Source organism: Mesorhizobium sp. M0292 (assembly GCF_040321695.1).
Taxonomy (GTDB): domain Bacteria; phylum Pseudomonadota; class Alphaproteobacteria; order Rhizobiales; family Rhizobiaceae; genus Mesorhizobium.
On the sequence record NZ_JAMYSB010000023.1, the window covers coordinates 1 to 23,818 of the forward strand.

At 64.0% G+C, this 23,818-nt stretch carries 26 protein-coding genes and 1 riboswitch; of the genes, 13 read left to right on the forward strand and 13 right to left on the reverse strand.

What is annotated here, in order from left to right:
• Together NKI96_RS26160 and NKI96_RS26165 are read left to right on the forward strand one after the other, a co-directional pair.
• Positions 1-592 (forward strand): ATP-binding cassette domain-containing protein (locus tag NKI96_RS26160; protein ID WP_352806915.1); only part of this gene is annotated, 592 nt, incomplete at its 5' end.
• Between the two features lie 64 nt (positions 593-656).
• Complete coding sequence (locus NKI96_RS26165) at positions 657-1,445, forward strand: DUF1194 domain-containing protein (protein WP_352806916.1); 789 nt, start codon at positions 657-659, stop codon at positions 1,443-1,445.
• 51 nt (positions 1,446-1,496) lie between these two features.
• On the opposite strand, the gene NKI96_RS26170 is transcribed toward NKI96_RS26165, so the two are convergent.
• Positions 1,497-2,432 carry a glycosyltransferase family 2 protein gene (locus NKI96_RS26170; protein WP_023673297.1) on the reverse strand — a complete coding sequence of 312 codons (936 nt, stop codon included), beginning with the start codon at positions 2,430-2,432 and terminating at the stop codon, positions 1,497-1,499.
• A 248-nt stretch (positions 2,433-2,680) separates the two neighbouring features.
• On the opposite strand from NKI96_RS26170, the gene NKI96_RS26175 reads away from it, so the two are divergent.
• Positions 2,681-3,001, forward strand: coding sequence for a DUF1330 domain-containing protein (locus NKI96_RS26175; protein ID WP_023673298.1), 321 nt, complete (start codon positions 2,681-2,683; stop codon positions 2,999-3,001).
• A gap of 7 nt (positions 3,002-3,008) precedes the next feature.
• On the opposite strand, the gene metW is transcribed toward NKI96_RS26175, so the two are convergent.
• Both metW and metX read right to left on the reverse strand, forming a co-directional pair.
• Complete coding sequence (metW, locus tag NKI96_RS26180) at positions 3,009-3,623, reverse strand: methionine biosynthesis protein MetW (protein WP_023673299.1); 615 nt, start codon at positions 3,621-3,623, stop codon at positions 3,009-3,011.
• Positions 3,620-4,789: a homoserine O-acetyltransferase MetX gene (metX, locus tag NKI96_RS26185; RefSeq protein ID WP_023685352.1), complete on the reverse strand. Its 1,170-nt coding sequence runs from the start codon at positions 4,787-4,789 to the stop codon at positions 3,620-3,622. The genes metW and metX overlap by 4 nt, the downstream gene beginning before the upstream one ends.
• 60 nt (positions 4,790-4,849) lie before the next feature.
• A riboswitch (SAM riboswitch) is annotated at positions 4,850-4,927 on the reverse strand.
• A 126-nt stretch (positions 4,928-5,053) separates the two neighbouring features.
• Here metX and hisC point away from each other — a divergent pair.
• A complete protein-coding gene (gene hisC / locus NKI96_RS26190) occupies positions 5,054-6,163 on the forward strand; it encodes a histidinol-phosphate transaminase (protein WP_023704330.1) in 1,110 nt (369 codons plus the stop codon).
• Between the two features lie 4 nt (positions 6,164-6,167).
• A complete protein-coding gene (locus tag NKI96_RS26195; protein ID WP_352806919.1) occupies positions 6,168-7,103 on the forward strand; it encodes a prephenate/arogenate dehydrogenase family protein in 936 nt (311 codons plus the stop codon).
• Between the two features lie 7 nt (positions 7,104-7,110).
• Here the strand turns inward: NKI96_RS26195 and NKI96_RS26200 are convergent, their stop codons facing one another.
• Both NKI96_RS26200 and NKI96_RS26205 read right to left on the reverse strand, forming a co-directional pair.
• A complete protein-coding gene (locus NKI96_RS26200; protein ID WP_352806922.1) occupies positions 7,111-8,034 on the reverse strand; it encodes a sugar kinase in 924 nt (307 codons plus the stop codon).
• Between the two features lie 124 nt (positions 8,035-8,158).
• The gene (locus tag NKI96_RS26205) at positions 8,159-9,157 is read right to left on the reverse strand and encodes a DUF2125 domain-containing protein (protein ID WP_023685348.1); all 999 of its coding nucleotides are present in this window, start codon (positions 9,155-9,157) and stop codon (positions 8,159-8,161) included.
• A gap of 123 nt (positions 9,158-9,280) precedes the next feature.
• Between NKI96_RS26205 and NKI96_RS26210 the strand changes: the two genes are divergently transcribed.
• From NKI96_RS26210 to NKI96_RS26220, 3 genes are all read left to right on the forward strand, one after another.
• Positions 9,281-9,814 carry a gamma-glutamylcyclotransferase gene (locus NKI96_RS26210; protein WP_023673305.1) on the forward strand — a complete coding sequence of 178 codons (534 nt, stop codon included), beginning with the start codon at positions 9,281-9,283 and terminating at the stop codon, positions 9,812-9,814.
• Positions 9,815-9,977: 163 nt separating this feature from the next.
• Positions 9,978-10,925 carry an aldo/keto reductase gene (locus NKI96_RS26215; RefSeq protein WP_023685347.1) on the forward strand — a complete coding sequence of 316 codons (948 nt, stop codon included), beginning with the start codon at positions 9,978-9,980 and terminating at the stop codon, positions 10,923-10,925.
• Between the two features lie 83 nt (positions 10,926-11,008).
• On the forward strand, positions 11,009-11,623 hold the full coding sequence (locus NKI96_RS26220; RefSeq protein ID WP_023685346.1) for a LysE family translocator: 615 nt from the start codon (positions 11,009-11,011) through the stop codon (positions 11,621-11,623).
• Positions 11,624-11,692: 69 nt separating this feature from the next.
• On the opposite strand, the gene NKI96_RS26225 is transcribed toward NKI96_RS26220, so the two are convergent.
• Both NKI96_RS26225 and NKI96_RS26230 read right to left on the reverse strand, forming a co-directional pair.
• Positions 11,693-12,502, reverse strand: a complete 810-nt coding sequence (locus tag NKI96_RS26225; RefSeq protein ID WP_023673308.1) for a lysophospholipid acyltransferase family protein — start codon at positions 12,500-12,502, stop codon at positions 11,693-11,695.
• Positions 12,503-12,617: 115 nt separating this feature from the next.
• Positions 12,618-13,523 carry a LysR family transcriptional regulator gene (locus NKI96_RS26230; RefSeq protein ID WP_023685345.1) on the reverse strand — a complete coding sequence of 302 codons (906 nt, stop codon included), beginning with the start codon at positions 13,521-13,523 and terminating at the stop codon, positions 12,618-12,620.
• 114 nt (positions 13,524-13,637) lie between these two features.
• Between NKI96_RS26230 and NKI96_RS26235 the strand changes: the two genes are divergently transcribed.
• A complete protein-coding gene (locus tag NKI96_RS26235; RefSeq protein ID WP_023673310.1) occupies positions 13,638-14,270 on the forward strand; it encodes a pyridoxamine 5'-phosphate oxidase family protein in 633 nt (210 codons plus the stop codon).
• Positions 14,271-14,368: 98 nt separating this feature from the next.
• On the opposite strand, the gene NKI96_RS26240 is transcribed toward NKI96_RS26235, so the two are convergent.
• From NKI96_RS26240 to ftsE, 3 genes are all read right to left on the reverse strand, one after another.
• Positions 14,369-15,088 (reverse strand): YdcF family protein, encoded by a 720-nt coding sequence (locus NKI96_RS26240; protein ID WP_023673311.1) that lies wholly within the window; start codon positions 15,086-15,088, stop codon positions 14,369-14,371.
• Positions 15,089-15,221: 133 nt separating this feature from the next.
• The gene (locus NKI96_RS26245; protein ID WP_023704319.1) at positions 15,222-16,211 is read right to left on the reverse strand and encodes a cell division protein FtsX; all 990 of its coding nucleotides are present in this window, start codon (positions 16,209-16,211) and stop codon (positions 15,222-15,224) included.
• The gene (gene ftsE, locus NKI96_RS26250) at positions 16,204-16,863 is read right to left on the reverse strand and encodes a cell division ATP-binding protein FtsE (protein WP_023685344.1); all 660 of its coding nucleotides are present in this window, start codon (positions 16,861-16,863) and stop codon (positions 16,204-16,206) included. Before ftsE ends, NKI96_RS26245 begins: the two co-directional genes overlap by 8 nt.
• A gap of 180 nt (positions 16,864-17,043) precedes the next feature.
• Between ftsE and NKI96_RS26255 the strand changes: the two genes are divergently transcribed.
• The 3 genes from NKI96_RS26255 to NKI96_RS26265 all read left to right on the forward strand — a co-directional run bounded on the left by NKI96_RS26255 (position 17,044) and on the right by NKI96_RS26265 (position 18,680).
• Positions 17,044-17,679 carry a hypothetical protein gene (locus NKI96_RS26255; protein ID WP_023685343.1) on the forward strand — a complete coding sequence of 212 codons (636 nt, stop codon included), beginning with the start codon at positions 17,044-17,046 and terminating at the stop codon, positions 17,677-17,679.
• Between the two features lie 23 nt (positions 17,680-17,702).
• On the forward strand, positions 17,703-18,245 hold the full coding sequence (gene hpt / locus NKI96_RS26260) for a hypoxanthine phosphoribosyltransferase (RefSeq protein WP_023673315.1): 543 nt from the start codon (positions 17,703-17,705) through the stop codon (positions 18,243-18,245).
• Between the two features lie 63 nt (positions 18,246-18,308).
• The gene (locus NKI96_RS26265; protein ID WP_023673316.1) at positions 18,309-18,680 is read left to right on the forward strand and encodes a response regulator; all 372 of its coding nucleotides are present in this window, start codon (positions 18,309-18,311) and stop codon (positions 18,678-18,680) included.
• Between the two features lie 6 nt (positions 18,681-18,686).
• Here NKI96_RS26265 and NKI96_RS26270 read toward each other — a convergent pair whose 3' ends face one another.
• The gene (locus NKI96_RS26270; RefSeq protein ID WP_352806925.1) at positions 18,687-19,637 is read right to left on the reverse strand and encodes a DMT family transporter; all 951 of its coding nucleotides are present in this window, start codon (positions 19,635-19,637) and stop codon (positions 18,687-18,689) included.
• Between the two features lie 226 nt (positions 19,638-19,863).
• On the opposite strand from NKI96_RS26270, the gene NKI96_RS26275 reads away from it, so the two are divergent.
• Positions 19,864-20,727: a LysR family transcriptional regulator gene (locus NKI96_RS26275; RefSeq protein WP_023726969.1), complete on the forward strand. Its 864-nt coding sequence runs from the start codon at positions 19,864-19,866 to the stop codon at positions 20,725-20,727.
• Here the strand turns inward: NKI96_RS26275 and NKI96_RS26280 are convergent.
• Both NKI96_RS26280 and NKI96_RS26285 read right to left on the reverse strand, forming a co-directional pair.
• On the reverse strand, positions 20,724-21,095 hold the full coding sequence (locus tag NKI96_RS26280; protein ID WP_023685340.1) for a glyoxalase superfamily protein: 372 nt from the start codon (positions 21,093-21,095) through the stop codon (positions 20,724-20,726). The genes NKI96_RS26275 and NKI96_RS26280 overlap by 4 nt on opposite strands.
• A gap of 41 nt (positions 21,096-21,136) precedes the next feature.
• Complete coding sequence (locus NKI96_RS26285; RefSeq protein ID WP_023711721.1) at positions 21,137-23,725, reverse strand: TIGR02302 family protein; 2,589 nt, start codon at positions 23,723-23,725, stop codon at positions 21,137-21,139.
• Positions 23,726-23,818: the final 93 nt, after the last annotated feature.

Sequence of the window (23,818 nt, forward strand, 5' to 3'; positions counted from 1 at the left end):
GCGCGTCATGATCACCGGCGACCCAGGCGCCGGCAAGACATTGTTCTTCCGCGCCATTGCCGGCCTTTGGCCCTGGGGCAGCGGGCGGATCGGCTTGCCGGCCGGAGAAACGCCGATTTTCGTGCCGCGTGTTCCGTATTTTCCTGCCGGCACGTTACGCGAAGTGCTGCATCCAAATGGCTCGGCGCCGGCTGGCGATGCTGATTTTGGGGCGGTGCTGGCCGAGGTCGGCCTCGAGCGGCTGTCATCCTCGCTCGACCGTTCCGCACGCTGGGAGCGTGAACTCAACGATGACGAACAGCGGTCGCTGGCCTTCGCCAGGCTGGCCTTGCGGCAGCCGAAATGGGTGATCATCGACGAAGCGATGGACGCGTTCGATGGTCCTTCGCTGCGAAGGGTACTGTCCATGCTGGAGAAACGCCTGCCGGAAACCGCGATCCTCAACATCGGGCGCGGACTGCACAATGGTCATTTCTTTCCACGCGCATTGAACATCGTGAAGGATACGGGTGCTGCGCCACTGAAACCCGCCCGAGTCAGGACCGGCGCCATCGACCCGCCGCCGAAAGCGGCCGTGCGGCGAAAGAAGTAGAAGGGGCTTTATTTCGCCGCGATCGCGGCGAAGATTCACGGGTCGAAACATCCGTGGTGCGGCCATGCTCGATGCGCTCAGCCTGCTTGCCTGCCTTGCCTGCACCACGCCCGTGGCTGCCCCGGCCGTTGCCGTGGATGTCGAACTGGTGCTGGCCGTCGACATCTCACAGTCGATGGACGAGAGGGAGTTCGCGCTGCAGCGCGCTGGCTATGTCGAGGCGCTCAGGCATCCCGATTTCATCAAGGCCGTGCGCTCGGGAACCACCGGGCGCATCGCGCTTGCCTATTTCGAATGGGCGGGCGTCGTGCGCGAGGATGGCGTCATCGCCTGGCAGGTGATCGACAGCGCAGAGAGCGCCAACGCCTTCGCCGACAGAATAGAAGCGCGGCCGTTCCGCAGCTTTCGCGGCACCTCGATTTCCGGTGCGCTTGCCTTCGGCGCCGGGCTGTTCGAGGGCACGGGGTTCGATGCGCCACGCAGCGTCATCGACATTTCCGGCGACGGTCCCAACAACACCGGGCTGCCCGTCGCCACGACACGCGATGCGGCGGTGGCCAAGGGCATCGTCATCAACGGCCTGCCGATCCTGATCAGCCCGTCGCCGACCTTCAGCCATCTCGACCAGTATTATGACGAGTGCGTCACCGGTGGGCCCGGCTCCTTCGTGTTGCCGATCTATGCGGCCTCGGAGTTCGCCACCGCCATACGCCGCAAGCTGATCCTGGAGGTGAGCGGCATCGCCGATGCGACCGTGGTCCCGATCGATGCCGCCGCACCCATGGACTGCCTGCAGGGCGAACGCGACCGGCGGCTATATTCCGACCCATATCTGCCGGAACTCGACAAATGAGGTTTGAGGCAGTTCGGAGGGGAAAGCCGCTGCTCGGCTTGTCGGCAAACTTCAGGCCGGCCGTGCACCGTATTTGTCGCGAAATTCGGCATAGAGATCGCGGCGCCAGCGCCGGCCGCCGACATAGCCACGCAACAGCTGCGGCAGCGAATAGCCAAGCGCCTTCGACGACCGGTTGGCCATATAGCCGGAGAACGCCTGCGAAACCCTGCCCTTGAGTGCATCGGCGATGAGCTGCCGGGCGATCATGTAAGGCGGAATGTAGGGGTAGCGGTCGGCGATATAGGGGTGCTTGTCGATCAAGCTCGCATAGGCTTCGACATAGCCGTCCCGGCGACCGGAGATCGAATTCTCCGAGTTGTACTTTTTCCAGTCGATCACTTCGGACAGCTGCGCGCCGCTGCGACGGGCAAAGCGCAGCAACAATTCGCGATCCTGCATGCGCGTGACGTCACTGTCGTAGCCGCCGATGGCCAGCAGCGACTCGCGCCGGGCGGTGATTGCCGACCCGGCAATGAAGATGGTCTGCGCGACAAGGGCCCGCTCCAGCGAGTCGCGGCTCAGCAGCGCCTCGCGGTTGACGCAGTTGGTGCGGCGATTGCCCTTCAGCGACACGAAGGAACTGATCAGCACTTCGAGCGAGGGATTGTTGTCGAACTGCTCCAGCGTCCGCGCCAGGCGATCCGGCAAATAGACGTCGTCGGAATCGAGGAATGTCACCACCGGCGCCTGCGCCCGCTCGATGCCGGCATTGCGGGCGGCATTGGCGCCGCGCCATTTCGAGCCAACATAGATCAGCCGTGGATCGCGGATTTCGGCAAGTGCGGCTGCCGTACCGTCGGTCGAGCCGTCATCGACGACAATGTGTTCGAACCGGGGAAAATTCTGCGCCAGCACGCTCTCCACGGCGCGCACCACCTTGCTGCGGCGATTGTGCGTCGGTGTGATCACCGAGATCAGCGGAGCGAGGTCGGTTGCCTTGGACATGTTGCTTCGATTGTGCCCCGAAATGCCTGGAGGCCGGAGGTTTTGATGGTCGCCGTCCAAGCCTTACCCCGGGATGGCATTCGCTTCGACGCTACAAAAAACCAGCGGCAATGTCATCACAAACTGTTGAGCCAGGACGCCGGTAAGCCGGCCGATTACCCCAGACGTAATCGACCGATGGCCATCATGTCTGCAGATTGCGCCAACGAAGCCGGTCGTCGGGCTTCGATCTCACAGGGAGTTCAGCCATGGCCGCCTACGCCGTCGCCCATATGCGTCAAGTCACAATGGGCCCGCAGATTGTCGAGTATCTGCAGAGGATCGACGCCACATTGGAGCCTTTCGGCGGCCGCTTCCTTGTCCACGGCGGCGACATGGAGGTGGTCGAAAACGAATGGCCCGGGCATCTGATCGTCATCGAGTTTCCGGACAGGGCGCATGCGTGGGGCTGGTACGATTCATCAGCCTATCGCGAGATTCTGGCCTTGCGCACCCACAACTCCCACGCCGATGTGATCATCGCCGATGGCGTTCAGCACCCGCACAAGGCGACGGACGTGCTGGAATAGGGGCAAACTACCGCTTCAGCAAGAACACCGCTTGCTGGCCGAAGAAATTCCAGAACCACCATGGCATCGACAGGCCGATCTTCTGGCCGTTGCCGTCGAGCGCGGTGGCTTTCTCGACCGAAGCGCCGAGTTCCTCGACCAGATTGACGAAGTCGCGGATGGTGCAGAAATGGATGTTGGGCGTGTCGTACCAGGAATAGGGCAGGTCCGCGGTCACCGGCATCCGGCCATTGACGAACAGCGACAGCCGCACCCGCCAGTGGCCGAAATTGGGGAAGGAGACGATGGCGCGGTTGCCGATTCGCAGCAGCTCGTCGAGCACCAGCTTCGGGTTGCGGGTCGCCTGCAGCGTCTGAGACAGGACGACGAAGTCAAAACCCTTGTCCGGATAGAATTCGAGGTCGGTATCGGCATCGCCCTGGATGACCGAGAGACCGCGCGCCACGCATTCATTGACGCCGCGCTGTGACAGCTCCAGCCCGCGGCCGTCGACCTGCTTGGTCTCCTGCAGGAGTTCGAGCAGCAGGCCGTCGCCGGAGCCGACATCGAGCACCCGCGACTGCGGCGGTATCAGGTTGGCCACGACTTCGAGGTCGACGCGCTGGCTGCCATTGACGCTCATGAGGCGAGCCCCCTTGCGCGGGCCGCCGAGCCGATGAAGCCCTTGATGGCGGCAAACAGTTCGGGTTCATCGAGCAGGAAGGCATCATGGCCGCGGTCGGTGTCGATCTCGACGAAGGAGACGGAGGCGCCGGCGGCGTTGAGCGCATGCACGATCGAGCGGCTCTCCTCGGTCGGGAACAGCCAGTCCGAGGTGAAGGACACCAGGCAGAAGCGGGTCTTGGTCCCGGCAAAGGCATCTGCCAACCGGCCGCCATGGTCGGCGGCGAGGTCGAAATAATCCATCGAACGGGTCATGTAGAGGTAGGAGTTGGCGTCGAAGCGGTCGACGAATGTCATGCCCTGGTGGCGCAGATAGCTTTCGATCTGGAAATCTGCGTCGAAACCGAAGGTCAGCGCTTCGCGGTCCTGCAGATTGCGGCCGAATTTCCGATGCAGGGCGGCTTCCGACAGATAGGTGATGTGGGCGGCCATGCGCGCCACGGCGAGCCCCTTTTCCGGGCGCTTGCCGTGCTCGAAATATTTGCCGCCATGCCAGTCCGGATCAGCCATGACAGCCTGGCGGCCGACCTCGTGGAAGGCGATGTTCTGCGAGGAATGGCGTGCGCCTGTGGCGATCGGCAGGGCCGAGAAGACGCGCTCGGAATAGCATGACGCCCATTCCAGCACCTGCATGCCGCCCATCGAGCCGCCGAGCACGCAAAACAGCTTTTCGATGCCGAAATGGTCGACCAGCATCAGTTGCGCCCGGACCATGTCGCGGATGGTGATGATTGGCAGGTCGAGGCCGTAGGGCTTGCCGGTGGCGGGATTGGTCGAGGCCGGACCGGTGGAGCCGAGGCAGCCGCCGATGACGTTGGAGCAAATGACGAAGAAGCGGTTGGTGTCGATGATCTTGCCGGGACCGATCAGCACTTCCCACCAGCCGGGCTTGCCGGTCACCGGATTGGTGCTGGCGACATGCTGGTCGCCGGTCAGCGCGTGGCAGACCAGGATGGCGTTGGTGCGGGCATCGTTGAGGGCGCCATATGTCTGGTAGGCGATCTGGAACGGCGACAAAAGCGTGCCGGCGTCAAGCTTCAGCGGCTTGTCAGGGCCAAAACGCAACACAGGGCTCGACGGGTTGTCGGCCTCGTTGTTGGTTTTTGTAGCGCGGAGCGCGGCCATGTGACTCTCCTTGCCCGCCGTCAGGCAATAAAAAACCGGCAATGCGATCGCAAAGCCGGTTACGTCACGCAAACGGCCCTTTAGCGAGTTGTTTAACGTGGCTGCAAGCCGACCGGCCAAATCACCACGGAACTGTTGCGTTCTTCTAGAACTCGTGCGGCCCGGCGTCAACGGCCAGCTATTGCCCGCCTCTCGACATTCGCGGCTACGGCTTGTATTTCCGCTGCGGCCTCCGGACGGAGGCATTCTCGATGGATTTGCGACATGGACAAGACAGCGGACAAGGCACGACCGACGCCCCGCGCGGGCATTATGGACATCGACGCCTATGTGCCGGGCAAGAGCACAGCACCGGCCGGCGTCGCCAAGGTCCATAAACTATCGTCGAACGAGAACCCGCTCGGCCCGTCGCCGAAGGCGATCGAGGCCGCGCGTGAAGTGGCTGCCAAGCTCGATGTCTATCCCGACGGCACCGCCCGCCGGCTGCGCGAGGCGATCGCCGAGGTGCATGGCCTCAACCCGGCAAACATCATCTGCTCCAACGGTTCCGACGAGATACTTGGCCTGCTGGCGCAGACCTATCTTGCGCCAGGCGATGAGGCGATTTTTACCGAACATGCCTTCATGGTCTACAAGATCTACATTCAGTCGGCGGGGGCCAAGCCGGTTGCTGTGAAGGAAACCGAGGAACGCGCCGACGTCGACGCGATCCTGGCCGCGGTGACGCCGCGGACCAAAATCATCTTCCTCGCCAATCCCAACAATCCGACCGGAACCTATCTGCCGTTCCAGGAGGTCCGCCGCCTGCATTCCGCGCTCCCGGGCAACGTGCTTCTGGTGCTGGACGCGGCCTATGCCGAATATGTCAGGCGCAATGACTATGAGGCCGGCATCGAGCTGGCGGGCAGCGCACAGAATGTGGTCATGACCCGCACCTTCTCCAAGCTCGGCCTTGGCGGCGCGCGCATCGGCTGGATGTATGGCCCACTGCACATCGTCGATGCCATCAACCGCATCCGCGGCCCTTTCAACGTTAACGCAACAGCGATCGAGGCCGGCATTGCCGCCATCCGCGACCGCGCCCATGTCGAGCGCAGTTCGTTGCACAACGAGACCTGGCTTACCTGGCTGAATGAAGAACTGACGAAGCTTGGGCTGCGCGTGACGCCCAGCGTCGGCAATTTCGTCCTCATCCACTTTCCCGACGACAAGAGGCATTCGGCTGAGGCGGCGGACGATTACCTCACCCAGCGCGGCTATATATTGCGGCGCGTTACCGGCTATGGCTTCCCCAATGCGCTGCGCATGAGCGTCGGCACCGAAGAAGCAAATCGCGGCGTCATCGATGCCCTCACGACATTCCTGAAAAGCTGAAACAATGACAGCACCGATGTTTGAAAAGATCGCGCTGGTCGGCATCGGCCTGATCGGCTCGTCGCTGGCCCGCATCATCCGCCGCGAGGGCCTGGCCCGCCATGTCGCCATCGCGACGCGCAGCCCGGCCACGCTGGCGCGGGCGAAGGAGCTCGGTCTTGGCGAGAGCTACACCACCGACGCCAGGGAAGCGGTCCTCGACGCCGACCTGATCATCGTCTCGGTGCCAGTGGGGTCGTCGGGCGAGGTGGCGCAAGAGATCGCAGCGGCGCTGAAAAAAGGCGCCATCCTCACCGATGTCGGTTCGACCAAGGCCTCCGTCATTGCGCAAATGCAGCCCTATGTGCCGGACGGCGTGCACTTCATTCCGGGACACCCGCTGGCGGGTACGGAGAAATCGGGCCCGGATGCGGGTTTCGCCGAGCTGTTCGAACACCGCTGGTGCATCTTCACGCCGCTGCCGGGAACCGATCCGGCCGCGCTGGAAAAGCTGTCGGAATTCTGGCGGCGCTGCGGCTCCAACATCGACACGATGGACCCGCAGCATCATGACATGACGCTGGCCATCGTTTCGCATCTTCCGCACATCATTGCCTACAACATCGTCGGCACGGCCGACGATCTGGAATCGGTGACCAAGTCGGAAGTGATCAAATATTCGGCTTCCGGTTTCCGCGACTTCACCCGTCTGGCCGCCTCCGACCCGACCATGTGGCGCGACGTGTGCCTGCACAACAAGGATGCCATCCTGGAAATGCTGGCGCGCTTTTCGGAGGACCTCGCCTCGCTGCAGCGGGCGATCCGCTGGGGCGACGGCGACAAGCTGTTCGACCTGTTCACCCGCACCCGGGCCGTTCGCCGTTCGATCATCGAGGCCGGCCAGGATATCGACGTGCCGGATTTCGGCCGGCAGGCGGTCGAGCACCCGGTGAAAAGTTAAATCTGTTTCAGACGGGCCAGGTCGCCGCGACCATGGCCATTGTCTCGGCCCGGTCCGGCGCGCCCAGCCGGCCGCCGAAGCGCTGGCATTTGAGCGCGGCCGCCGCGCTGGCAAAGCGCAAGGCCTGCTCGATAGGCATGGCTTCGGCAAGCCCGACGGCAAAGGCACCGTGAAACACGTCGCCGGCGGCAAGCGTGTCGACCGCCTTGATCTTCGGCGCCGCGATGTGGCGCACGCATCCGGCGGACCGGTCATGCCACCAGCTTCCCGAGGCGCCGCCGGTAACCGCGACAAAGGCGTCTGTGCGGCTGGCGAGGTCGGCGCAGGCGGTTTCGGGATTCAGCGCGTGGCCGCAGACAATGCGTGCAGCCGTCTCCGAAGCGACGATGTGCGACGCCAGCGGCAACAGATGCTCCAGCACCTCCAGCGGCGCCGTGTCGGCGTCGAGGATTGCCGGGCAACCGGCGTCGCGCGCGGCGGTCAAGGCAAGAGCGGCGGCGCCCGGCCAGCGCACATCGACCAGCACGGCATCGAAGCCGGAAAGATCGGCGACAGGCACCGCCTCGGGGTCGGCCTGCGCCTTTGGGTCGTAGAAGGGCACGATGATGCGCTCGCCATGAGCGTCGACCAGGATCGCGGCCAGCGCCGAGCGGGCGCCTTCGACGCGGCGGACAAAGCCGCAATCGACGCCCTCGGCCTCGATGCCGGCCAGCAATTGGTCGCCGACGGCATCGTCACCTGCACTTGCCCACAGGAACACCTCGGCGCCGAGACGGCGGGCGGCGCAGGCAGCACTTGTCGCCATGCCCGAGGCGATCTGGATGCCGTCCGAGGCGATGAACTTGCCCTGATGCGTGGGCAGGGTTTCGACGCGCAGGATGGTATCCAGCGTCAGCGCGCCAACGCTCAGCAGTTTCACCGGTCGGTTCATGCGTCGGCTTGCTCGAGCATGATCTCTCCCCAAAAGCCGTTCCCGCTCTTTGCGATCATGCTCTATCTCTTTGTTTTAACGGAATTCCGGACGGAAAACCGCTCACACTTTTCTTGGAATTGCTCTAATCGAGCGGCTTGATCTTGCCCAGCGGAATGAAGCCGAGCGAGACCTTGCCCTTCACCACCTTGAGCGGCATCGACGGTTCGTTGCCGAGCAGCGCCAGACCGGCAAAGCCTTGCTCGATCTGGCTCTTCTGCTCGGGGATTGCGGTGGCGAGGATTGCCGCCACGGCTTTGGGATCCTGCAGCTTGATCGTCAGGTCGGCATTGACCAGGCCGTTGGCGTCGACCGACACCGGGCCGGAGACGGTGATGCGCGCGGTTCCCGACGACAGATCGAGCTTGTGGATGTCGGCCGCCTGGCCGCGCAGGCTCCTGGCCTGCGTCTTCATCAGCGCGACGCCGTTCTTCAGCGTCGCGTCGCCGCTGCCGTCGAGCGGCGGCAGCACGCGCCCGCCGATCGCGTCGGCGTCGATCTCAAGATCGGTGAAGCTGCCGACGTAGCCGATGTCCTGGCCGTCGGGCCGCAACTCGCCCGCCGCGGTTCCGGCGCTGAACAGTGAAACCGGATCAGTGTCGTCGGCCGGATCCGTCTGGCCGGACAAGCTCTCCGCCTGCAGCGAAATGCTCCGGGGCAGGGGCCAGAAGAGCTTGGCATTGGCCTGCAGATTGTCCCAGTCGATCCATAGCGGCGCCATCCCCGGCACCGAGGTGCGCAGCGGCCCACGCAACTCGGCGGCAGGCGACAAAGGCCGGATGAGCTCTGCAACGAAGTTGAAGCTGCCTGCCGAGGCGGCAACGTTCCTGGCGTCGTCCTCGTAAGCCAGATTGTCACAGGAGATGGCAAAACTCAGGGGGTAGCCGCTGACGGTGAGGTTGGCGCAGCCGGCCTCGATGCCTTTGTCCTTGAGCGAGGCCACCGCCTTGTCGGCTTCGCTGCTGACGCGACCGGCGACATAGAACCAGACTGCGCTGTAGACGCCGAACAGCATAACGAGCAAGGCAGCGAGCCACATCAGCCGGCGGCGAAACTTCGACGGACGCTCGTCACTTGACGTCATGCTGCGGCTTTCATTAACGCGGGCGTGTTGCGGGTGGACTGTGGCTTACGCAAAAGCAAAAAGAACAGAAGAGCACCGATTCCGATGCGGCGGCGTCACTCTCGTACAATCAGGCTTGGCGATATGGGCGATTTTTGGGTTTTTGGCTACGGCTCGCTGATCTGGCGACCGGGATTCGCCCATGTCGAGACACGGCGCGCGCGGCTTTACGGCTACCGCCGGTCGCTCTGCGTCTATTCCTTCGTGCATCGCGGCACGCGCCAGCGGCCGGGCCTGGTGCTAGGCCTCGACCGTGGCGGCTCCTGCATCGGGCTGGCCTTTCGCGTGCCCGGCGAGCTGCGCGATGAGGTGCTGACCTATCTGCGCGAGCGCGAATTGGTGACCAGCGTCTACCTCGAGCGTGTGCTCGATATCAGCCTCGACGGGAATGGGGCGGCCGCGGGAGAGAGAGTGAAAGCGGTTGCCTATATCGTCGACCGCCAGCATGAGCAGTATGCCGGCGGGCTCGACCCCGCGCATGCGGCAGGTGTTATCCGTGGCGCCGTCGGCCAGTCCGGAAACAACGAGGACTATGTGCTCAACACGCTGCAGCATCTCGCGGCGCTGGGTATCAGCGACCACTGGCTGGAAGAGGTGGCGAAGCGGATCGCCTCGTGAGCCAGTGGACCACGGCGAGCCTGCAGGCGAAGCGCTCGCGCCTTTGTGAAGCGCTGGCCCGCTGGAAAATTGGCTGAGGCCTTTGACCTCGGCGCGGCGAGACCTAGCTTAGCTGCGGCCCGAAGCATTCGGGTCGCCCGCCGCCAGCCCACGGAGCCCCGTCTTGCAAAAACGCCGTCTCGGTCAAACCGACCTTTCCATCGCGCCGCTGGTCCTGGGCGGCAATGTCTTCGGCTGGACCGCGGACGAGAAGACCTCCTTCGACCTGCTCGACCGGTTCGGCGGCGCCGGCCTCAACGCTATCGATACGGCCGATGCCTATTCGCGCTGGGTGCCCGGCCACGCGGGCGGCGAGTCCGAGACCATCATCGGCAAATGGATGAAAAGCCGCGGCAACCGTGACAAGATCATCGTCATCACCAAAGTCGGCTCGGATATGGGACAAGGCAAGAAGGATCTGTCCGCTGCCCATATCGAAAGGGCAGTCGAGGCGTCGCTCAAGCGACTGCAGACCGATGTCATCGACCTCTATTTGTCGCACTGGCCGGACCCGACCACGCCTTATGAAGAGACGCTCGGCGCCTACCAGAAGCTGCTCGCTGCCGGCAAGGTCCGCCATATCGGCGCCTCGAATCTCGACGCCGGCCAGCTGCGCGCCGCGCTCGATGTTGCCAGCCTGCGCGGGCTGCCGCGCTACAGCGTGCTGCAGCCGGAATACAATCTCTACGATCGCTCATCCTTCGACGGGCCGCTGCATGATGTGTGCGTGGCCGAGGATATCGGCGTCATCACCTATTTCAGTCTCGCCAAGGGGTTTTTGAGCGGCAAATACCGTAGCGAGGCCGATCTCGGCAAAAGTGAACGCGGCGGCGGCGTGAAGGCTTATCTCAATGCGCGCGGCATGCGCATTCTGGCCGCACTCGACACTGTGGCGGCGCGCCATTCGGCCAAGCAGGCGGAAGTAGCACTCGCATGGGTGATGGCGCAGCCCGGCATCACTGCGCCGATCGCCAGCGCCACGACGCTGGACCAGGTCGACAGCCTGGTGCGCGCCGCATCGCTGAAGCTCAGCGCGGAGGATCTCGTGGCGCTGGACAAGGCCAGCGCCTAGCCGCGCAGGTTCGGCACGATCGTTCAAGACGACGGCTGTCCGCCTTGCCACACTGTTCTCCATTATTGTGGAGAAGAGGCAGCATGGCCGCAGACATTCTTTCGCAGGCGCAGCCCTGGCAGCAATTGCTGGCGCTGGTGCTGGCGGCAACCGTCGTCATGGGCAGTCCTGGCCCGGCGACGATCAGCGTCACGGCGATAGGGGCCGCCTTCGGCCTGCGCAATTCGCTTCACTACACATCGGGGATCATTTTAGGCACGGTCGCGGTGCTGCTGGTCGTGGCCACCGGCATCAAGGCTATCCTCACCTCGATGCCGGGCGTAGCGCCGGTGCTGGCGGTCGCTTCAGCCGCCTATATTCTCTACCTCGCCTACAGAATAGCGACAGCGCCGCCGCTGGCCGCGCGTGACAGCAGCGCGGTTCTGCCGACCTTCCTCGGCGGCTTCCTGCTCGCCGTTGCCAACCCGAAAGCCTATCTGGCGATTGCTGCGGTCCTTGCTGGCTCCGCGACCGCAGCTCTCGGCATCCCGGCCAGGCTGGCGGTTCTCACCCTGATGATCGTAGCCATCCATGTGCTGTGGCTGCTGGCCGGCGCGGCCTTCGCCCGCACCCTGCGCCAGCCGCTGACGTCGCGGATCATCAATCTGGCCTTCGCGGCGACGCTGGTGCTGACCACGGCGCTGGCGGCGTGGCCTTGAGCCGGCCCGCAGAAGAGATCAAGCTTTGGTCTTTTTTGTTTTGGCGCGATTCAGGACGGAAAAAACCGCTCACACTTTTCCTGGAATTGCTTTGGCGGCCGCGGCGAGTTCGGCCAGCCGCTTGACCGCCGTCGGCGGCATTTGCGGCGGGTTAGGAGCCTGCGATGCCTCGATCAGCAGCTGGTCGCAGGCGGCTTCCGTATCGCCGATCAGCCGGTCCATGAATTCGTCCTTGCCGAGCCCGGGCGGGATCGGCGGCAGGAAGCGGGCCTTGATGGTGCCGGGAAAGCGCAAAAATTTGCGGCGAGGCCAATAGAGGCCGGCGACATGGGCGACCGGTACCACCGGGACGCCAAGCTGCGTATAGAGCTCGACAATGCCGTATTTGTAAGCCGGCTCGTCGCCTGGCGCTCGGCGCGTGCCTTCGGGGTAGATAATCAGCTGGCGCGGATTGCGCCCCATCTCCTGCTTTGTCGATGCAACGACCTGCTTCAACGCCTTGGAGCGGCTGCCGCGGTGAACCGGGATCATCCGCATCTTCAGGATGTACCAGCCGAAGAAGGGGATCCAGGTCAGCTCGCGCTTCAGGATATAAAGCGGATCGTGGAGGAAGGGAAAGAAAGCGATCGCGTCCCAAAACGACTGGTGTTTCGGCGCCAGGATGAAAGAGCCCTCCGGCAGGTTCTCGACGCCGGTGATGTCGCTCCTGGTGCCGGCGATCTTGTCGTAGAGCCACAGGCTGGTGCGCGACCAGAATTTCGGCACGAACCAGGCGCGATGGCGTGGCGAGAGGAAGTAGTAAGGGGTCCAGAGGACCATCTGGACGATCAGATTGACATAGAAGACGAAGTTGAACGCCAGCGAGCGGATATAGAGCATGCGGGGAAGGGCCCGTTGAGGAGGTGTGCGTTGGTTACACCAAGCGCGGGCAAAAAGGAAACGCCGCAATGGCCTGACATAGGCCGGCTCGCCACTGACTCAAGCCAGTCTCAACTCACCACGTCGCCTGCAACAGCCGCTGCTTCAGCCGCGGAGCGGCGAAATCGAGGAACGCCCTTAGTTTCACCGCCAGCAGGCCTTGGCCGGCATGGACGAGGCTCACCGGCCACGGCTGCGGCTCGAAGGGTCGCAAGACCGGGACGAGCACGCCGGAACGTACTGCGTCCGCGATCTGGTAGGAGAGCACCCGCGTCATCCCGGCGCCTGCAATCGCGGCATCGATTGCAGCTTCCGCCGTGTTGACGCGCAGCCGTGAGTGGATCGGCACGATCAGTTCGCCCTTGTCGCCGGCAAAGCTCCAGCTGGCGAGCGCTGCAGGCCCTTCGAAACTGATGCATTCATGCGCGGCCAGATCGTCCGGCGTCCGCGGCATGCCATGCGCGGCGATATAGGCGGGGCTGGCGCACACGACGCGACGGATCGCGCCGACGCGGATGGCAATGAGGCTCGAAGGCGCAAGCTCGCCGATGCGGATGGCAAGGTCGAGATGTTCCTCCGCCAGTTGGGTTATCCGGTCAGCCAGCGTCAGGCGAATGTTGACTTGAGGATAAGCCGCCAGGAATTCGGTGACGACAGGCAGCACGTGCAGGCGACCAAAGACGACCGGCGCGGTGATGAACAGGTCGCCGGTCGGCGTGCTGTATTCGCCGGCAGCGGTGCGTTCGGCTTCGCCGACCTCGCCGAGGATGCGGCGGCAGGCGGCGAGATAGGCCTGGCCGGCATCGGTCAGCGTGAGCTGCCGGGTCGAACGGTTCAGCAGGCGCGCCTGAAGGTGCTTTTCGAGGTCGGAAACCTTGCGGCTGACCGTTGCCAGTGGAATGCCGAAATGGCGGCCGGCAGCGGAAAGGCTGCCCGCTTCCACCGCGGCGACGAACAGCGACATGGCTTCGAGACGATCCATACTTTCTTCCGGAAATTGGAAGGATAGCTTGCAACTATGCCATCTACATCCAAAACATGGAAGGATCTACCTCTTCGCGTACAATGGCCGTGTTTCGGCCTCGCGGAGGCTTCCATGAATGCTCACACTTTCACCAGCGATGTCGCCTTCACGCCGACGGTCAAGGCGATCCAGACCCGCAAAGGTTCGCGCAAGGGCTATGCCAGCGCCGAGGAGCGCGGCGGATGGCGCGCCCATATGACGCCCGACCTCGCCGACTTCATCGCGGCGCAGACCAGCGTCTTCCTGTCGACGGCAAATGGCGAGGGTCAGCCCTACATCCAGCATCGCGGCGGGCCAGCCGGCTTCCTCAAGGTGCTGGACGAGAAGACCATCGGCTTTGCCGATTTCTCCGGGAACAGGCAGTTCATCACGCAGGGGAATCTCGCCGACAACAACCAGGCATTCCTGTTCCTGATCGACTATGCGCATCGCCAGCGCGTCAAGATCTGGGGCACGGCGCGCGTCGTCGAGGACGATGCCGAGCTTCTGGCAAGGCTGATGCCGCAGGACTACAAGGCGCGCCCCGAGCAGGTCATCTTGTTCACCGTCTCGGCCTGGGATGCCAATTGCCCGCAACACATTCCGCAGCGATTCGAGGCCGCCGATGTCGCGGCCGCACTCGCCGAACGCGACAAGCGGATTGAAAGCCTCGAACAGGAGATTGCGCGGCTGCGTGGCGCGGAAGACGGCACGGCCAAGGGGTAATCGAGCGCCGTCAGAGTCGTCTGTCTGGACGCAATTCCCAAGGGAAAGCGTACGTGCTTTTCCCGGGGAAACCGCTACACACTTTTCCTGGAATTGCTTTAGTCCTTGGCGGTCGAAACCTCGGCCAGTGCGACGCTGTCGGCAGTCTGGCGGACCGGGACGACGCCGCGCGCAAGCGCCAGCAGGTATTTGCTGTATTCGGTCAGAAGCACGCGTAGCGCTTCCGGCTTGGTCAGCCAGTCGCCATTGTCCAGATTGGTGTTGACCACCGGATAGGGTTCAAGCCTGGCGCCATGCAGCAGGCGGCCCATCTCGAGCAGGCTGCGCGGCATGTGGTAATTGTTGGTGACGAGGATGACGCTGCCATAGGCGTGGCTCTCCACCCATTTAGCGCTTTCCTCGGCATTGCCGATCGTGTCGAGCGCGGCGCGGTCGATGTCGACACAGCAGGAAAACAGCGCCTTGTCGCCGCCGGTAGCAGCCTGCAATTGGCGGCGGCTGGCAGAGGGATGCACGCCTGAGATCAGCAGCCGCTCGCCCTTGCCGGAGGCAAGCAGATCGAGTGCTGCGTCGAGGCGGGCCTGACCGCCGGTCAAGACGATGATCGCATCGGCCTTGGCTGGGTTGGTCGGGGTCGTCATGTGGCTGACCTTGCTGGCGAACCAGCCGAAGCCACCGGCAAACAGGGCCACCAGCAGCAGTAGACAGAGGGAGGCGAGACGCAGGGCGGTGCGCAAACGGCCCAGCCCGGTACGCACACGCAAACGCACCACTGGCATCTGTCCAGCCGTTCCGGTCGACTCCCGCGCGTTCATCATCCTATGGTTAATCCTGAAATGCCTTTTTGGTAAGGAAAAAAGCGCACATTGCGTTACGTCGGTTTTCGATCCGTGATCGTCCCTTCCATTCCTGTCCTTGCCCCCGAACTGTTTTCGCTTCTGCCCTCACGGTTCACCCCGCATCCGGCTGGCGGACATCGATGTCGCTGAGATAGGCGACGACGGTGGCGTGCGAGGTCGCCGCCGTCAGTCCGCCGATCACCAGCACCATCAGGCCGACGCCGAGATAGCCTGCCGATCCGATGGCGAAATTGCCGAACAAAGCGGTGGCCTGGTCGGCCTGCGGCGTTGCCATGTTGCGCGACGACCACCAGGAAAAGACGATGAAAACCAGGATCGCGGCTGCGCCGCCGGCGGCCGCGCCCTTCATGCCGGTGACCAGGAAATGCCAGCGGAATTCGCGCGCGATGAAGCGCGCCTCGGCGCCGACGAAATGCAGCACTTCGATGATATGGCCGTTACCCGCCATAGCGCCGCGCGTCGCAAACACTACGGTCAGCACCGTCGCCGACAGCATCAGGACCAGCACGGCGATGCCGATGGTGACCGTGGTGCGGGCCATGGCGACCAGCCGGTCGACCCATGTACGGTGATCGTCGAGCGAAGCACTCGGCAGCTTGGGCGTGAGCGCCGCACGGATGGCGCTAAAGTCGGGCGGACTGGTCTCGTCGATGGTGACGATGATCAGGCGCGGCACCGGCAATTCGTCGATATTCAGGCCCGAGCCCAGCCATGGCTCCAACAGACGCGCGGTGGCGTCGCGATCGATGATCCGGGTTTCCTTCACGCCGGGGAATTCGCCGACGATCTGCGAGGCCTGGGCAAGGGCTGCCTCCATGTCGAGGCCGTCGACCGGTTTGATCTGAATCGTCGCCTCGCGCGAGATCTGGTTTTCCCAGACCGAGGCAGTGTCGCGCACCAGCGTGACGGCGCCGAAAGTCAGGCAGGACAGGAAGGTCATGATGGCGATGACCAGCACCAAGGCGCGGCCGGCAATATTCTGCGCCGGCACGATCGGCGCCATGCGGCGGTGGACGCGCTGCGTCGTCGTCGCGGGCTCGGCGGCGTCTTCATGCAGCTGTTCGGCCGATAGCTCAGTCATAAATATCCAGCCTTCCGCCGGCCAGGATCATGCGGCGCGCGTCGACCTGCTCCATCAGGCCGAGATCGTGAGTGGCGATCACCACCGCGGTGCCGAGCCGGTTGAGCTCAATGAACAGCCTGAGCAACCGGCGCGCCAGCGGCGGGTCGACATTGCCGGTCGGCTCGTCGGCAAGCAGGATTTCGGGCTGTTCGATCAAGGCCCGGGCGATTGCCGCGCGCTGCTTTTCGCCGCCCGAAAGGACCGGCGGCAGCACATGCATGCGCTCGCCCAGGCCAACCCATTTCAAAAGTTCGGTGACGTCGGTGCGGTAGCTCGCTTCCTCGCGGCCGCGCACGCGCAGCGGCAGAGCGACATTCTCATAGGTGGTCATGTGGTCGAGCAGGCGGAAATCCTGGAACACCACGCCGATGCGGCGCCTGAGATGCGGCAGTTCAGCGCGCGAGATGCGCGAGCGGTCCTTGCCGAAGATGGTGATCAGCCCGCGTGTCGGCTTCAGCGACATGAACAGAAGGCGCAGCAGCGTCGTCTTGCCGGCGCCGGAGGGCCCGCTCAGGAACTGGAAGGAGCTCTCCGGAATGTGCAGGGAGATGTCGCGGAGGATTTCCGGACCCATGCCATAGCGGAGGCCGACATTTTCGAAGCGGATCACGTGCGACGACCTGAGGTGTGTGGCGGCGGCGTGCCAGCCCTTTCTGTCCAACGACCATCGGCCGCCATGGTTAACCGTCGGTTAATTTTCGCTGTTTTTGAGTGCGTCACAAGGGTTCCGGTGGGGAAGCGTTAACCATTTCCATTTACGCAAAAGAAACGAAGAGGCAACAGCGGGGCCATGATGGCTGAGCAACGAACCGCGCGCCCGGTTTCCGGCGAAATCATGACCGGGACAAGTGTCGCACCGGAATCGCGGCCTGTGGCGACCGACATCGTCGATGCGGATTATGAGGTGCTGCCGCAGCTGATCCCACTGATAGAAGCCATGCCGACGCCGGCGCGCGACATCGCGACGCCGTCGATGGAAGGCATGGAGATGCTGCGCAAATCAGATGCGTCAGCCGGGCGGCCGGCATCGCGTGGCGGGCCGATCTTCTGGATTGCCGGCATCGGTGCGGCGCTTGCCGCCTTCTGGGTCTCGGGTGGCCACGCGCTGGTGCGCCAGACGCCGTTCTGGTCAGTCGAACAGCCGGAGGGCGCCGTACTCAGCATTGCCGGCGTCACGTCGCGTGTCGACGCCTCAGGACCCGCCCCGGTGCTGTTCGTGGATGGCGAGGCCGTCAATGACGGTTTGAAGGCGGGACAATTGCCGCCGCTGGAGATACGTGTCACCGGCAATGACAGCCGCATCACCCGTTATACTCTGGGGACATCCAACCGTTCTCTGGCGCCCGGCGAAAGATTCGGCTTTTCCAGCCGCCTCGATGTGCCTAGAAACGGCGTCAAGGCCGTGGCGGTCACCTTCGCCGGCTAGTCGGTTCTCTGGAAAGGTTGTTGATGCCAGTTGTGCGCGGCAAGGACATCGAGGTCCTGTTTTCGGCGTCCGCGATCGCGCGGCGCAATCTCGAACTCGCCAAGGAGATCGCCGAGCACGACTATCACGACCTGCTGGTGATTTCGGTGCTGAAGGGCTCGTTCATCTTCGCCGCCGATCTGATCCGCGCCATGCACGATGTCGGGCTGTCGCCGGAGGTCGAGTTCATCTTCATTTCCAGCTATGGCGCCGGCACCACCAGCGGCGAGGTGAGGGTGCTGCGCGACATCGACAATGAGGTCGCCGGCCGCGACGTGCTGCTGATCGACGATATCCTGGAGTCGGGCAAGACGCTCTCCTTCACCCGCAACCTGATGCTGTCGCGCGGCGCCAAAAGCTGCGCCATCGCGGTGCTGTTGGACAAGCGCATGCGCCGCCAGACGGAGCTGAACGCCGACTATGTCGGCTTCGACTGTCCCGATTACTTCGTCGTCGGCTACGGCATGGACGTCGCTCACGCTTTTCGCGAACTGCCGTTTGTCGGTGTGGTCAAAGGCGATGCCTGAGAAAAGGGCCCGACGCTTCAAATTTTCAGAAAAAGTCAACTTTTGCCCGCCAAATTCCGGCCCATGGCAAAGCTTCTGATCGTCGAGGACGATGAGTCCGTCCGCACCCTCGCCGCCCGCGCGCTCGAACGCGCCGGGCACTCGATCGATATCGCCGCCGACGGCGCGCAGGGGCTGGCGATGGTCAGTGCTGCAGGCGGCGGTTACGACCTCGTCGTCTCCGATATCCGCATGCCGGAAATGGATGGCATCGAGATGGCGATCGCCGCAGCCAGGCTTTTCCCTGACATGAAGATCCTGCTGATGACCGGCTATGCCGACCAGCGCGAGCGCGCCGAGGAATTGAACGGCATCATTATCGACGTCGTGCAAAAGCCTTTCACGCTGGCCGAAATCCGCTCGCGGGTCGACCAGGCGCTCGCCTGCTTCGCCTGACACGCTTCAGGCGGCATCCTGAGACGCGGCGAGGACAGGCGCAGCGCTCCGGCGCCGTTCGGTGTTGAGCGCCAGCAGACCGGCGCCGATGATCAGCGCCGCACCGATGGCGGTGGTCGAGCGCGGCACCTCGTCGAAGAACAGGAAGCCCCACAGCGGCGACCAGATAATCCCGGTGTATTCGAAGGTGGCGACGCGGTTGGCGGGCGCCAGCCTGTAGGCCTGCGACAGCAGAATCATGCCGGCCGAAGCGACGAAGCCGCAGGCCGCCATCTTGAGGAAATCCGGGGTCGTCGGCCAGACCCACGGCCGCACCAGGAATTCGAGGCTGGGGTGGACAGCATGGGTTATGCCGGCAAGCCAGAATGTGCCGGCAACCGCAGCGGCGCCGACCAGATAGGCGCCGTTCTGGTAGAAGGCCATGACGGTGGAGGATTCGGTGTCGCCGATCTTGCGCGCCATCAGCTGTGAAAAGCCGTAGAGCAAAGCCGAGCCCAACGAAAGCAGCGCCGCCCAGTCGAACAGGCCGGCGCCCGGGCGCAGCATCACGACCACGCCCAGCATGCCGGTCAGCACGGTGGCGAGAGCCTGCCAGGAGACGCGCTCGCCGAGATAGGGCCCGGCCATCGCCATGATGAACAGCGGCGCCATGAAATAGAGCGCCACCGCGTCGGCGAGCGGCAAGGCAGCGATGGCCAGATAGTAAACCGTATAGGAGGAGAACTGGATGAAGGCGCGTATCGTCAGCAGGCCGAACCGCTTCGAGGCGATGGCCCGCAGGCCGACGTCGGCGCGAACGAGAAAGATCAGGATCGGCAAAGCGACGATCGAGCGGATCCACATCACCTCGGTCACGGGATAGCCGGCCGACACCGCCTTGACCAGCGGGTCCTGGAGCGAGAACACCAGCACGCCAAGGCACAGGCTGATGATGCCGAGAACGATCCGGTTGCGCATGTTGTTCTGCCGGCCCTTGCCTTGACTGCCCGCAGCCGCCCGGCCATGGGGTAAAAAGAACCCGCCACCGTTTCGGGCAGCGGGTATGAGTGAGGACTCTTTGATTGGTCCGCAGCCGGTTTCGCGGCGGCATATCCAATGGGTGAGCGGACTATGCTGCGGCGTTTGACATGTTGCAAACGAATTGGAATGATACCAGCGATCAAATTTGCTTATGACGGATTCGATGCGGCCAGCCCTCGACAGCGATCTCCTGCGCACCTTTGTCGCCATTGCCGAAGCGGGCAATTTCACCCGGGCGGCGGAGCAGGCCGGGCGCACCCAGTCGGCGGTGTCGATGCAGATGAAGAAGCTCGAGGAGCTGGTCGGCGACAGCCTGTTCGAACGCGGCTCGCGCGGCGTGGCGCTGACGCGCCGTGGCGGCGAGCTGATCGTCAATGCCCGCCGCATCGTCTCTCTGCTCGACGAGACGGCGGCATCGATGGCGGCGGCACCGCTTGGCGGGCCTGTGCGCATCGGCATTCCCGAGGAATATGGTCACGCCATCCTGTCGCGCGCGCTCGGCGCCTTCTCGAAGCGTCACACCAAGGTCGAGGTCACCGTGCGCTATGCACATTCGGGCGCCCAGCTGGCAGCGTTGGCGGCCGGTGAACTCGACCTCGCCGTGGTGTTCGAATGGCAGGATCCTTCCGGCGGCGAGGTGCTGATGCACGATCCGACCGTGTGGGTGACATCGAGCCTGCATCACATGCATGAGGAGCGGCCGGTGCCGATCGCGCTCTACAACAGAGCCGGATGGTGCAAGGACTTCGCCATCAAATCGCTGGAGCAGCGTGGGCTGGCCTACCGTGTCGCCTATACCAGCGACACCACCGGCGGCCTGAAGCTCGCCGTCACCTCTGGCCTGGCGATCGCGCCGATCTCGCACAGCAATATTCCGGATGGCTGTCGTGAACTCACCGCCGCTGACGGGTTCGGCCATATCGATTCCTCGAATGTGGTGATGCACCGCAGCCCAAATGCCTCAGGCGAAGCTATCGACGGCATGCAGGAGGCGATCCGCGAGGCGTTCGTCAACCGGCCGGCTTAGTCTGTTGCATCCTCGTAGAAATGCAGCCGATTGCCGAAGGGGTCGCCGACCGACACTTCACGGGTCTGCCACGACGTGGTTTCGAGGCCCGGCCGGGCGTAGCGGTATCTCTTGCCGATCAGTTCGCGGTGCAATGCCGCGATGTCCTCGACCTTGATGCGCATGGCTATACCCGGCGCGCCGTCGCCATGATGTTCGCTCAGATGCAGGACACAGCCATCGCGGATTACACCCATGTAGAGCGGCGCATTGTCGTCGAAGCGGTGCTCGAACTCGACCTTGAAGCCGAGAAAGTCGACATAGAATTCGCGTGCCTTGGCGATGTCGAAGATGCGCAGGATGGGCGTGACGGCACCGAGTTTCGGCATGGCGCTGATACCATTCAGTTCGACGGATGTTGCCTTGGAGGCTACTTCAGCTCCAGCAGCCGCTCGAGGTAGCTGCGCTCGATGTCGGGGCTGAGCGCGTTGCCGAGCCGCTTGCGAATCGCCTCGAGAATCTGGCGGGCGCGCTGCACGTCGATCTCGTCGGGCACCTTCACCGAATCGCCGAAATCGGGTCCGCGGCTGGCGCGTGGTCGGCCCAGCGGATCGCGGCCGGCGTCCTGTTGGCGGCCGCCTTCCTGGCTGCCGCCCTGGTCGCCCTGCATCGCCTGCAGCTGCTTCATCATCTCCTTGGCGCCCTTGCGCAGCGCTTCCAGCGCGCGACCCTGGTGGCCGACTGCCTGGTCGCCTTCGCCTTCGCCAAGCGACTTTTCGGCATTGCCCATGGATTTGCCAGCGTCGCCAAACCCCTCATTGGGTTGCATGCCCATGCCTTCCAGGCCCTTCTTCAGCTTGTCGAGTTCGCTCTGCAACTGGCCCTGGCCTTCCTGCAGCTGCTTCATCGCATCGGCGAATTCCTGCGGTGTCATCGACTTCGGCCGGGCGAGAGGATCGCGATCCTTGCCGACGCCCGGCTGGTCCGGGTCGTCGCCATTGCCTTCGCCGGGCTGCTGATTATCTCCGCGCTGCATCTGGTCCATGCGGTAGGTGTCGTTCATCATCTCCTGCTGGCGGCGCATGATCTCGCCCAGCTTGTCCATCTGCTGGCGCATCTCGCTGTCCTGCTCGCCGCCCTGCTGCTGACGGCCGGCCTGCAGGTTGTTCATCATGTTTTCCAGCTGCGACAGCAGCTCCTGCGCCTTGTCGCGGTCGCCCGACTTCGCCAGGTTCTCGATCTGGTCCATCATGCGGTCGATATCACTCTGACGCAGCTCGCGACCATTCTGTTGCATCTGCGGCGCGTTCGGGTTCTGCTTGGCGCGCTCGGCGAATTCCTGCAGGAATTCGTTCATCGCCTCGCGCAGTTCCTTCATCGCCTTTTCGATCTCTTCGTCGCTGGCGCCGCGCTTGATGGCGTCCTGCAGCGCCTGCTGGGCTTGGCGGAGCCGCTTTTCGGCGGACGAGAGATTGCCTTCCTCGATGCCGAGCGCGATTTCCCAGAGATAGGCAACCTCGTTGCGCAACTGATCGTCGCTGTCCGACATCTTCAGCCGGCTGCGGGCGCTCATGATGGCGAGGTAATGCGACATGTTGTCGAACGTGTCCTCGGGCCGCAGCGTGATGGCGTCCATCAGGTCGAGCACGCGCGGCTTGGCATTGGCGTCGAGCGCCAGTAGGCGGCGCTGCTCGACCACGGCCCGCGCCAGCGGGTTGGCGAAGGGCCGCTCCGGCATCACAATAGTCTTGGTTTCGCTGGTCGCGGTGTGTCCGGCATCGTCGGTGGCGACAAGCGACAGCTTGATGCTGGCGCCGGCCCAGACGTGCTCGGTGAGGTCCTTGGTGGTCTTGGCGGCGTTCGCCTTGCCGCCGCGGCGCGGCAGCGCCAGCGGCAGGTCAGGCGGGCCGTAGAGCGGATGCGCATCGGGCGCCGCCGGATCGGCCAGCGCGAAAACCGCCTTGGCGGTGGCCGCGCCATAGTCGTCGTCGATCTGGTAGTTGAGCTCGAAGGCGCCGTTGACGGCGCGCTTGGGCTCGCCGACGAAGCGGATCGTCGGCGGCTTGTCGGGGATCACCGCGAAGGCCCAGCGACCGAGATCGGCTTCGCCCGACTTCAGCGTCAGTGTCCCGTCGGCGGTCAGCTTGCCGGTGAACTGGCGCAGCTTGGGGGTCGCGGGGTTGACCGCCGCTGCCTTGACGGCCGCCACCTGTGGTCCCGACGGGTCGATGGCGCGAGCATTGCCGCCCTTGTCGGCAAAGCTTAGCGTTTCCTCGCCGGAGCCGCCGGTCACGCGCAGCGAGACGTCGCTGCCTTGCGGCACGGTGAAGGTGGCAACCGCCTGCTTGGCGTTGCCATCGATGACTGGCGCGGTCAAGAAGATGGGCGGCTTGCCGGTATAGGCCGGCGGGGTCACCCAGGCATCGATGCGCGGCGGTACGATGTCGCGCGCCGCATGGGCACTGAAACCATCGGACAGCCTGCCGCCGGACGGTCCGAAGGAAAAGGCAAAAGCCGTGACCAACAGCAGCGCCGCCACGGCACGCAATGCCCACGGATCGCGCTCCGGCACGCGGGTACGCGGCAGGTCGGCGCCAAGGCTGCCGAGCTTGTCGGCCATGCGCTTTTGGTGTTCGCGCCACAACGCCTGGGAAAAGATGCTTTCCTTGCCGCTGGGACGGTCGGTCTGCACCAGCACCGGGCTGTGCTGCAGCTGGTTGGCGGCCTCGATACGGCGGTCGATTTCAGCGGCGGATGGAAGCTTGAAGAAACGCAGCGGATAGAGCGCCGCCAGCGTGGCAATACCGAACGCAGTGACCAGGATAATGCGCGCAATGTCAGGCAGCCGGGGGAAAAGGCCGAGCCAGGAGAGGCTGAGAAACAGGCTGGCGATGATGAGCAGCGGCAGAAGCAGCGGCCAGCCGCGCTCGACCGTCATCGAGACCCGTGTCGCCAGCCGGCTCAGGGCAAGCCGCCCGGCCAGGCTGCGATCGCCACTGGAAATGGGGCGTTCCGTCATCGGCCCTTCCTGCCCGGGCGGGATAGCCCGGACTCAACAAGCAGAAGTTTACCAGCAAACACGGCAAAGGCGAGGCGGTTCCGGAAAACTTGA

Coding starts and splice junctions, on each gene's coding strand:
- NKI96_RS26165 (WP_352806916.1), top strand. CDS start 657: ATGCTCGATGCGCTCAGCCTGCTTGCCTGCCTTGCCTGCACCACGCCC.
- NKI96_RS26170 (WP_023673297.1), bottom strand. CDS start 2,432: ATGTCCAAGGCAACCGACCTCGCTCCGCTGATCTCGGTGATCACACCG.
- NKI96_RS26175 (WP_023673298.1), top strand. CDS start 2,681: ATGGCCGCCTACGCCGTCGCCCATATGCGTCAAGTCACAATGGGCCCG.
- metW (WP_023673299.1), bottom strand. CDS start 3,623: ATGAGCGTCAATGGCAGCCAGCGCGTCGACCTCGAAGTCGTGGCCAAC.
- metX (WP_023685352.1), bottom strand. CDS start 4,789: ATGGCCGCGCTCCGCGCTACAAAAACCAACAACGAGGCCGACAACCCG.
- hisC (WP_023704330.1), top strand. CDS start 5,054: ATGGACAAGACAGCGGACAAGGCACGACCGACGCCCCGCGCGGGCATT.
- NKI96_RS26195 (WP_352806919.1), top strand. CDS start 6,168: ATGACAGCACCGATGTTTGAAAAGATCGCGCTGGTCGGCATCGGCCTG.
- NKI96_RS26200 (WP_352806922.1), bottom strand. CDS start 8,034: ATGAACCGACCGGTGAAACTGCTGAGCGTTGGCGCGCTGACGCTGGAT.
- NKI96_RS26205 (WP_023685348.1), bottom strand. CDS start 9,157: ATGACGTCAAGTGACGAGCGTCCGTCGAAGTTTCGCCGCCGGCTGATG.
- NKI96_RS26210 (WP_023673305.1), top strand. CDS start 9,281: ATGGGCGATTTTTGGGTTTTTGGCTACGGCTCGCTGATCTGGCGACCG.
- NKI96_RS26220 (WP_023685346.1), top strand. CDS start 11,009: ATGGCCGCAGACATTCTTTCGCAGGCGCAGCCCTGGCAGCAATTGCTG.
- NKI96_RS26225 (WP_023673308.1), bottom strand. CDS start 12,502: ATGCTCTATATCCGCTCGCTGGCGTTCAACTTCGTCTTCTATGTCAAT.
- NKI96_RS26230 (WP_023685345.1), bottom strand. CDS start 13,523: ATGGATCGTCTCGAAGCCATGTCGCTGTTCGTCGCCGCGGTGGAAGCG.
- NKI96_RS26235 (WP_023673310.1), top strand. CDS start 13,638: ATGAATGCTCACACTTTCACCAGCGATGTCGCCTTCACGCCGACGGTC.
- NKI96_RS26240 (WP_023673311.1), bottom strand. CDS start 15,088: ATGATGAACGCGCGGGAGTCGACCGGAACGGCTGGACAGATGCCAGTG.
- NKI96_RS26245 (WP_023704319.1), bottom strand. CDS start 16,211: ATGACTGAGCTATCGGCCGAACAGCTGCATGAAGACGCCGCCGAGCCC.
- NKI96_RS26255 (WP_023685343.1), top strand. CDS start 17,044: ATGATGGCTGAGCAACGAACCGCGCGCCCGGTTTCCGGCGAAATCATG.
- hpt (WP_023673315.1), top strand. CDS start 17,703: ATGCCAGTTGTGCGCGGCAAGGACATCGAGGTCCTGTTTTCGGCGTCC.
- NKI96_RS26265 (WP_023673316.1), top strand. CDS start 18,309: ATGGCAAAGCTTCTGATCGTCGAGGACGATGAGTCCGTCCGCACCCTC.
- NKI96_RS26270 (WP_352806925.1), bottom strand. CDS start 19,637: ATGCGCAACCGGATCGTTCTCGGCATCATCAGCCTGTGCCTTGGCGTG.
- NKI96_RS26275 (WP_023726969.1), top strand. CDS start 19,864: ATGCGGCCAGCCCTCGACAGCGATCTCCTGCGCACCTTTGTCGCCATT.
- NKI96_RS26280 (WP_023685340.1), bottom strand. CDS start 21,095: ATGCCGAAACTCGGTGCCGTCACGCCCATCCTGCGCATCTTCGACATC.
- NKI96_RS26285 (WP_023711721.1), bottom strand. CDS start 23,725: ATGACGGAACGCCCCATTTCCAGTGGCGATCGCAGCCTGGCCGGGCGG.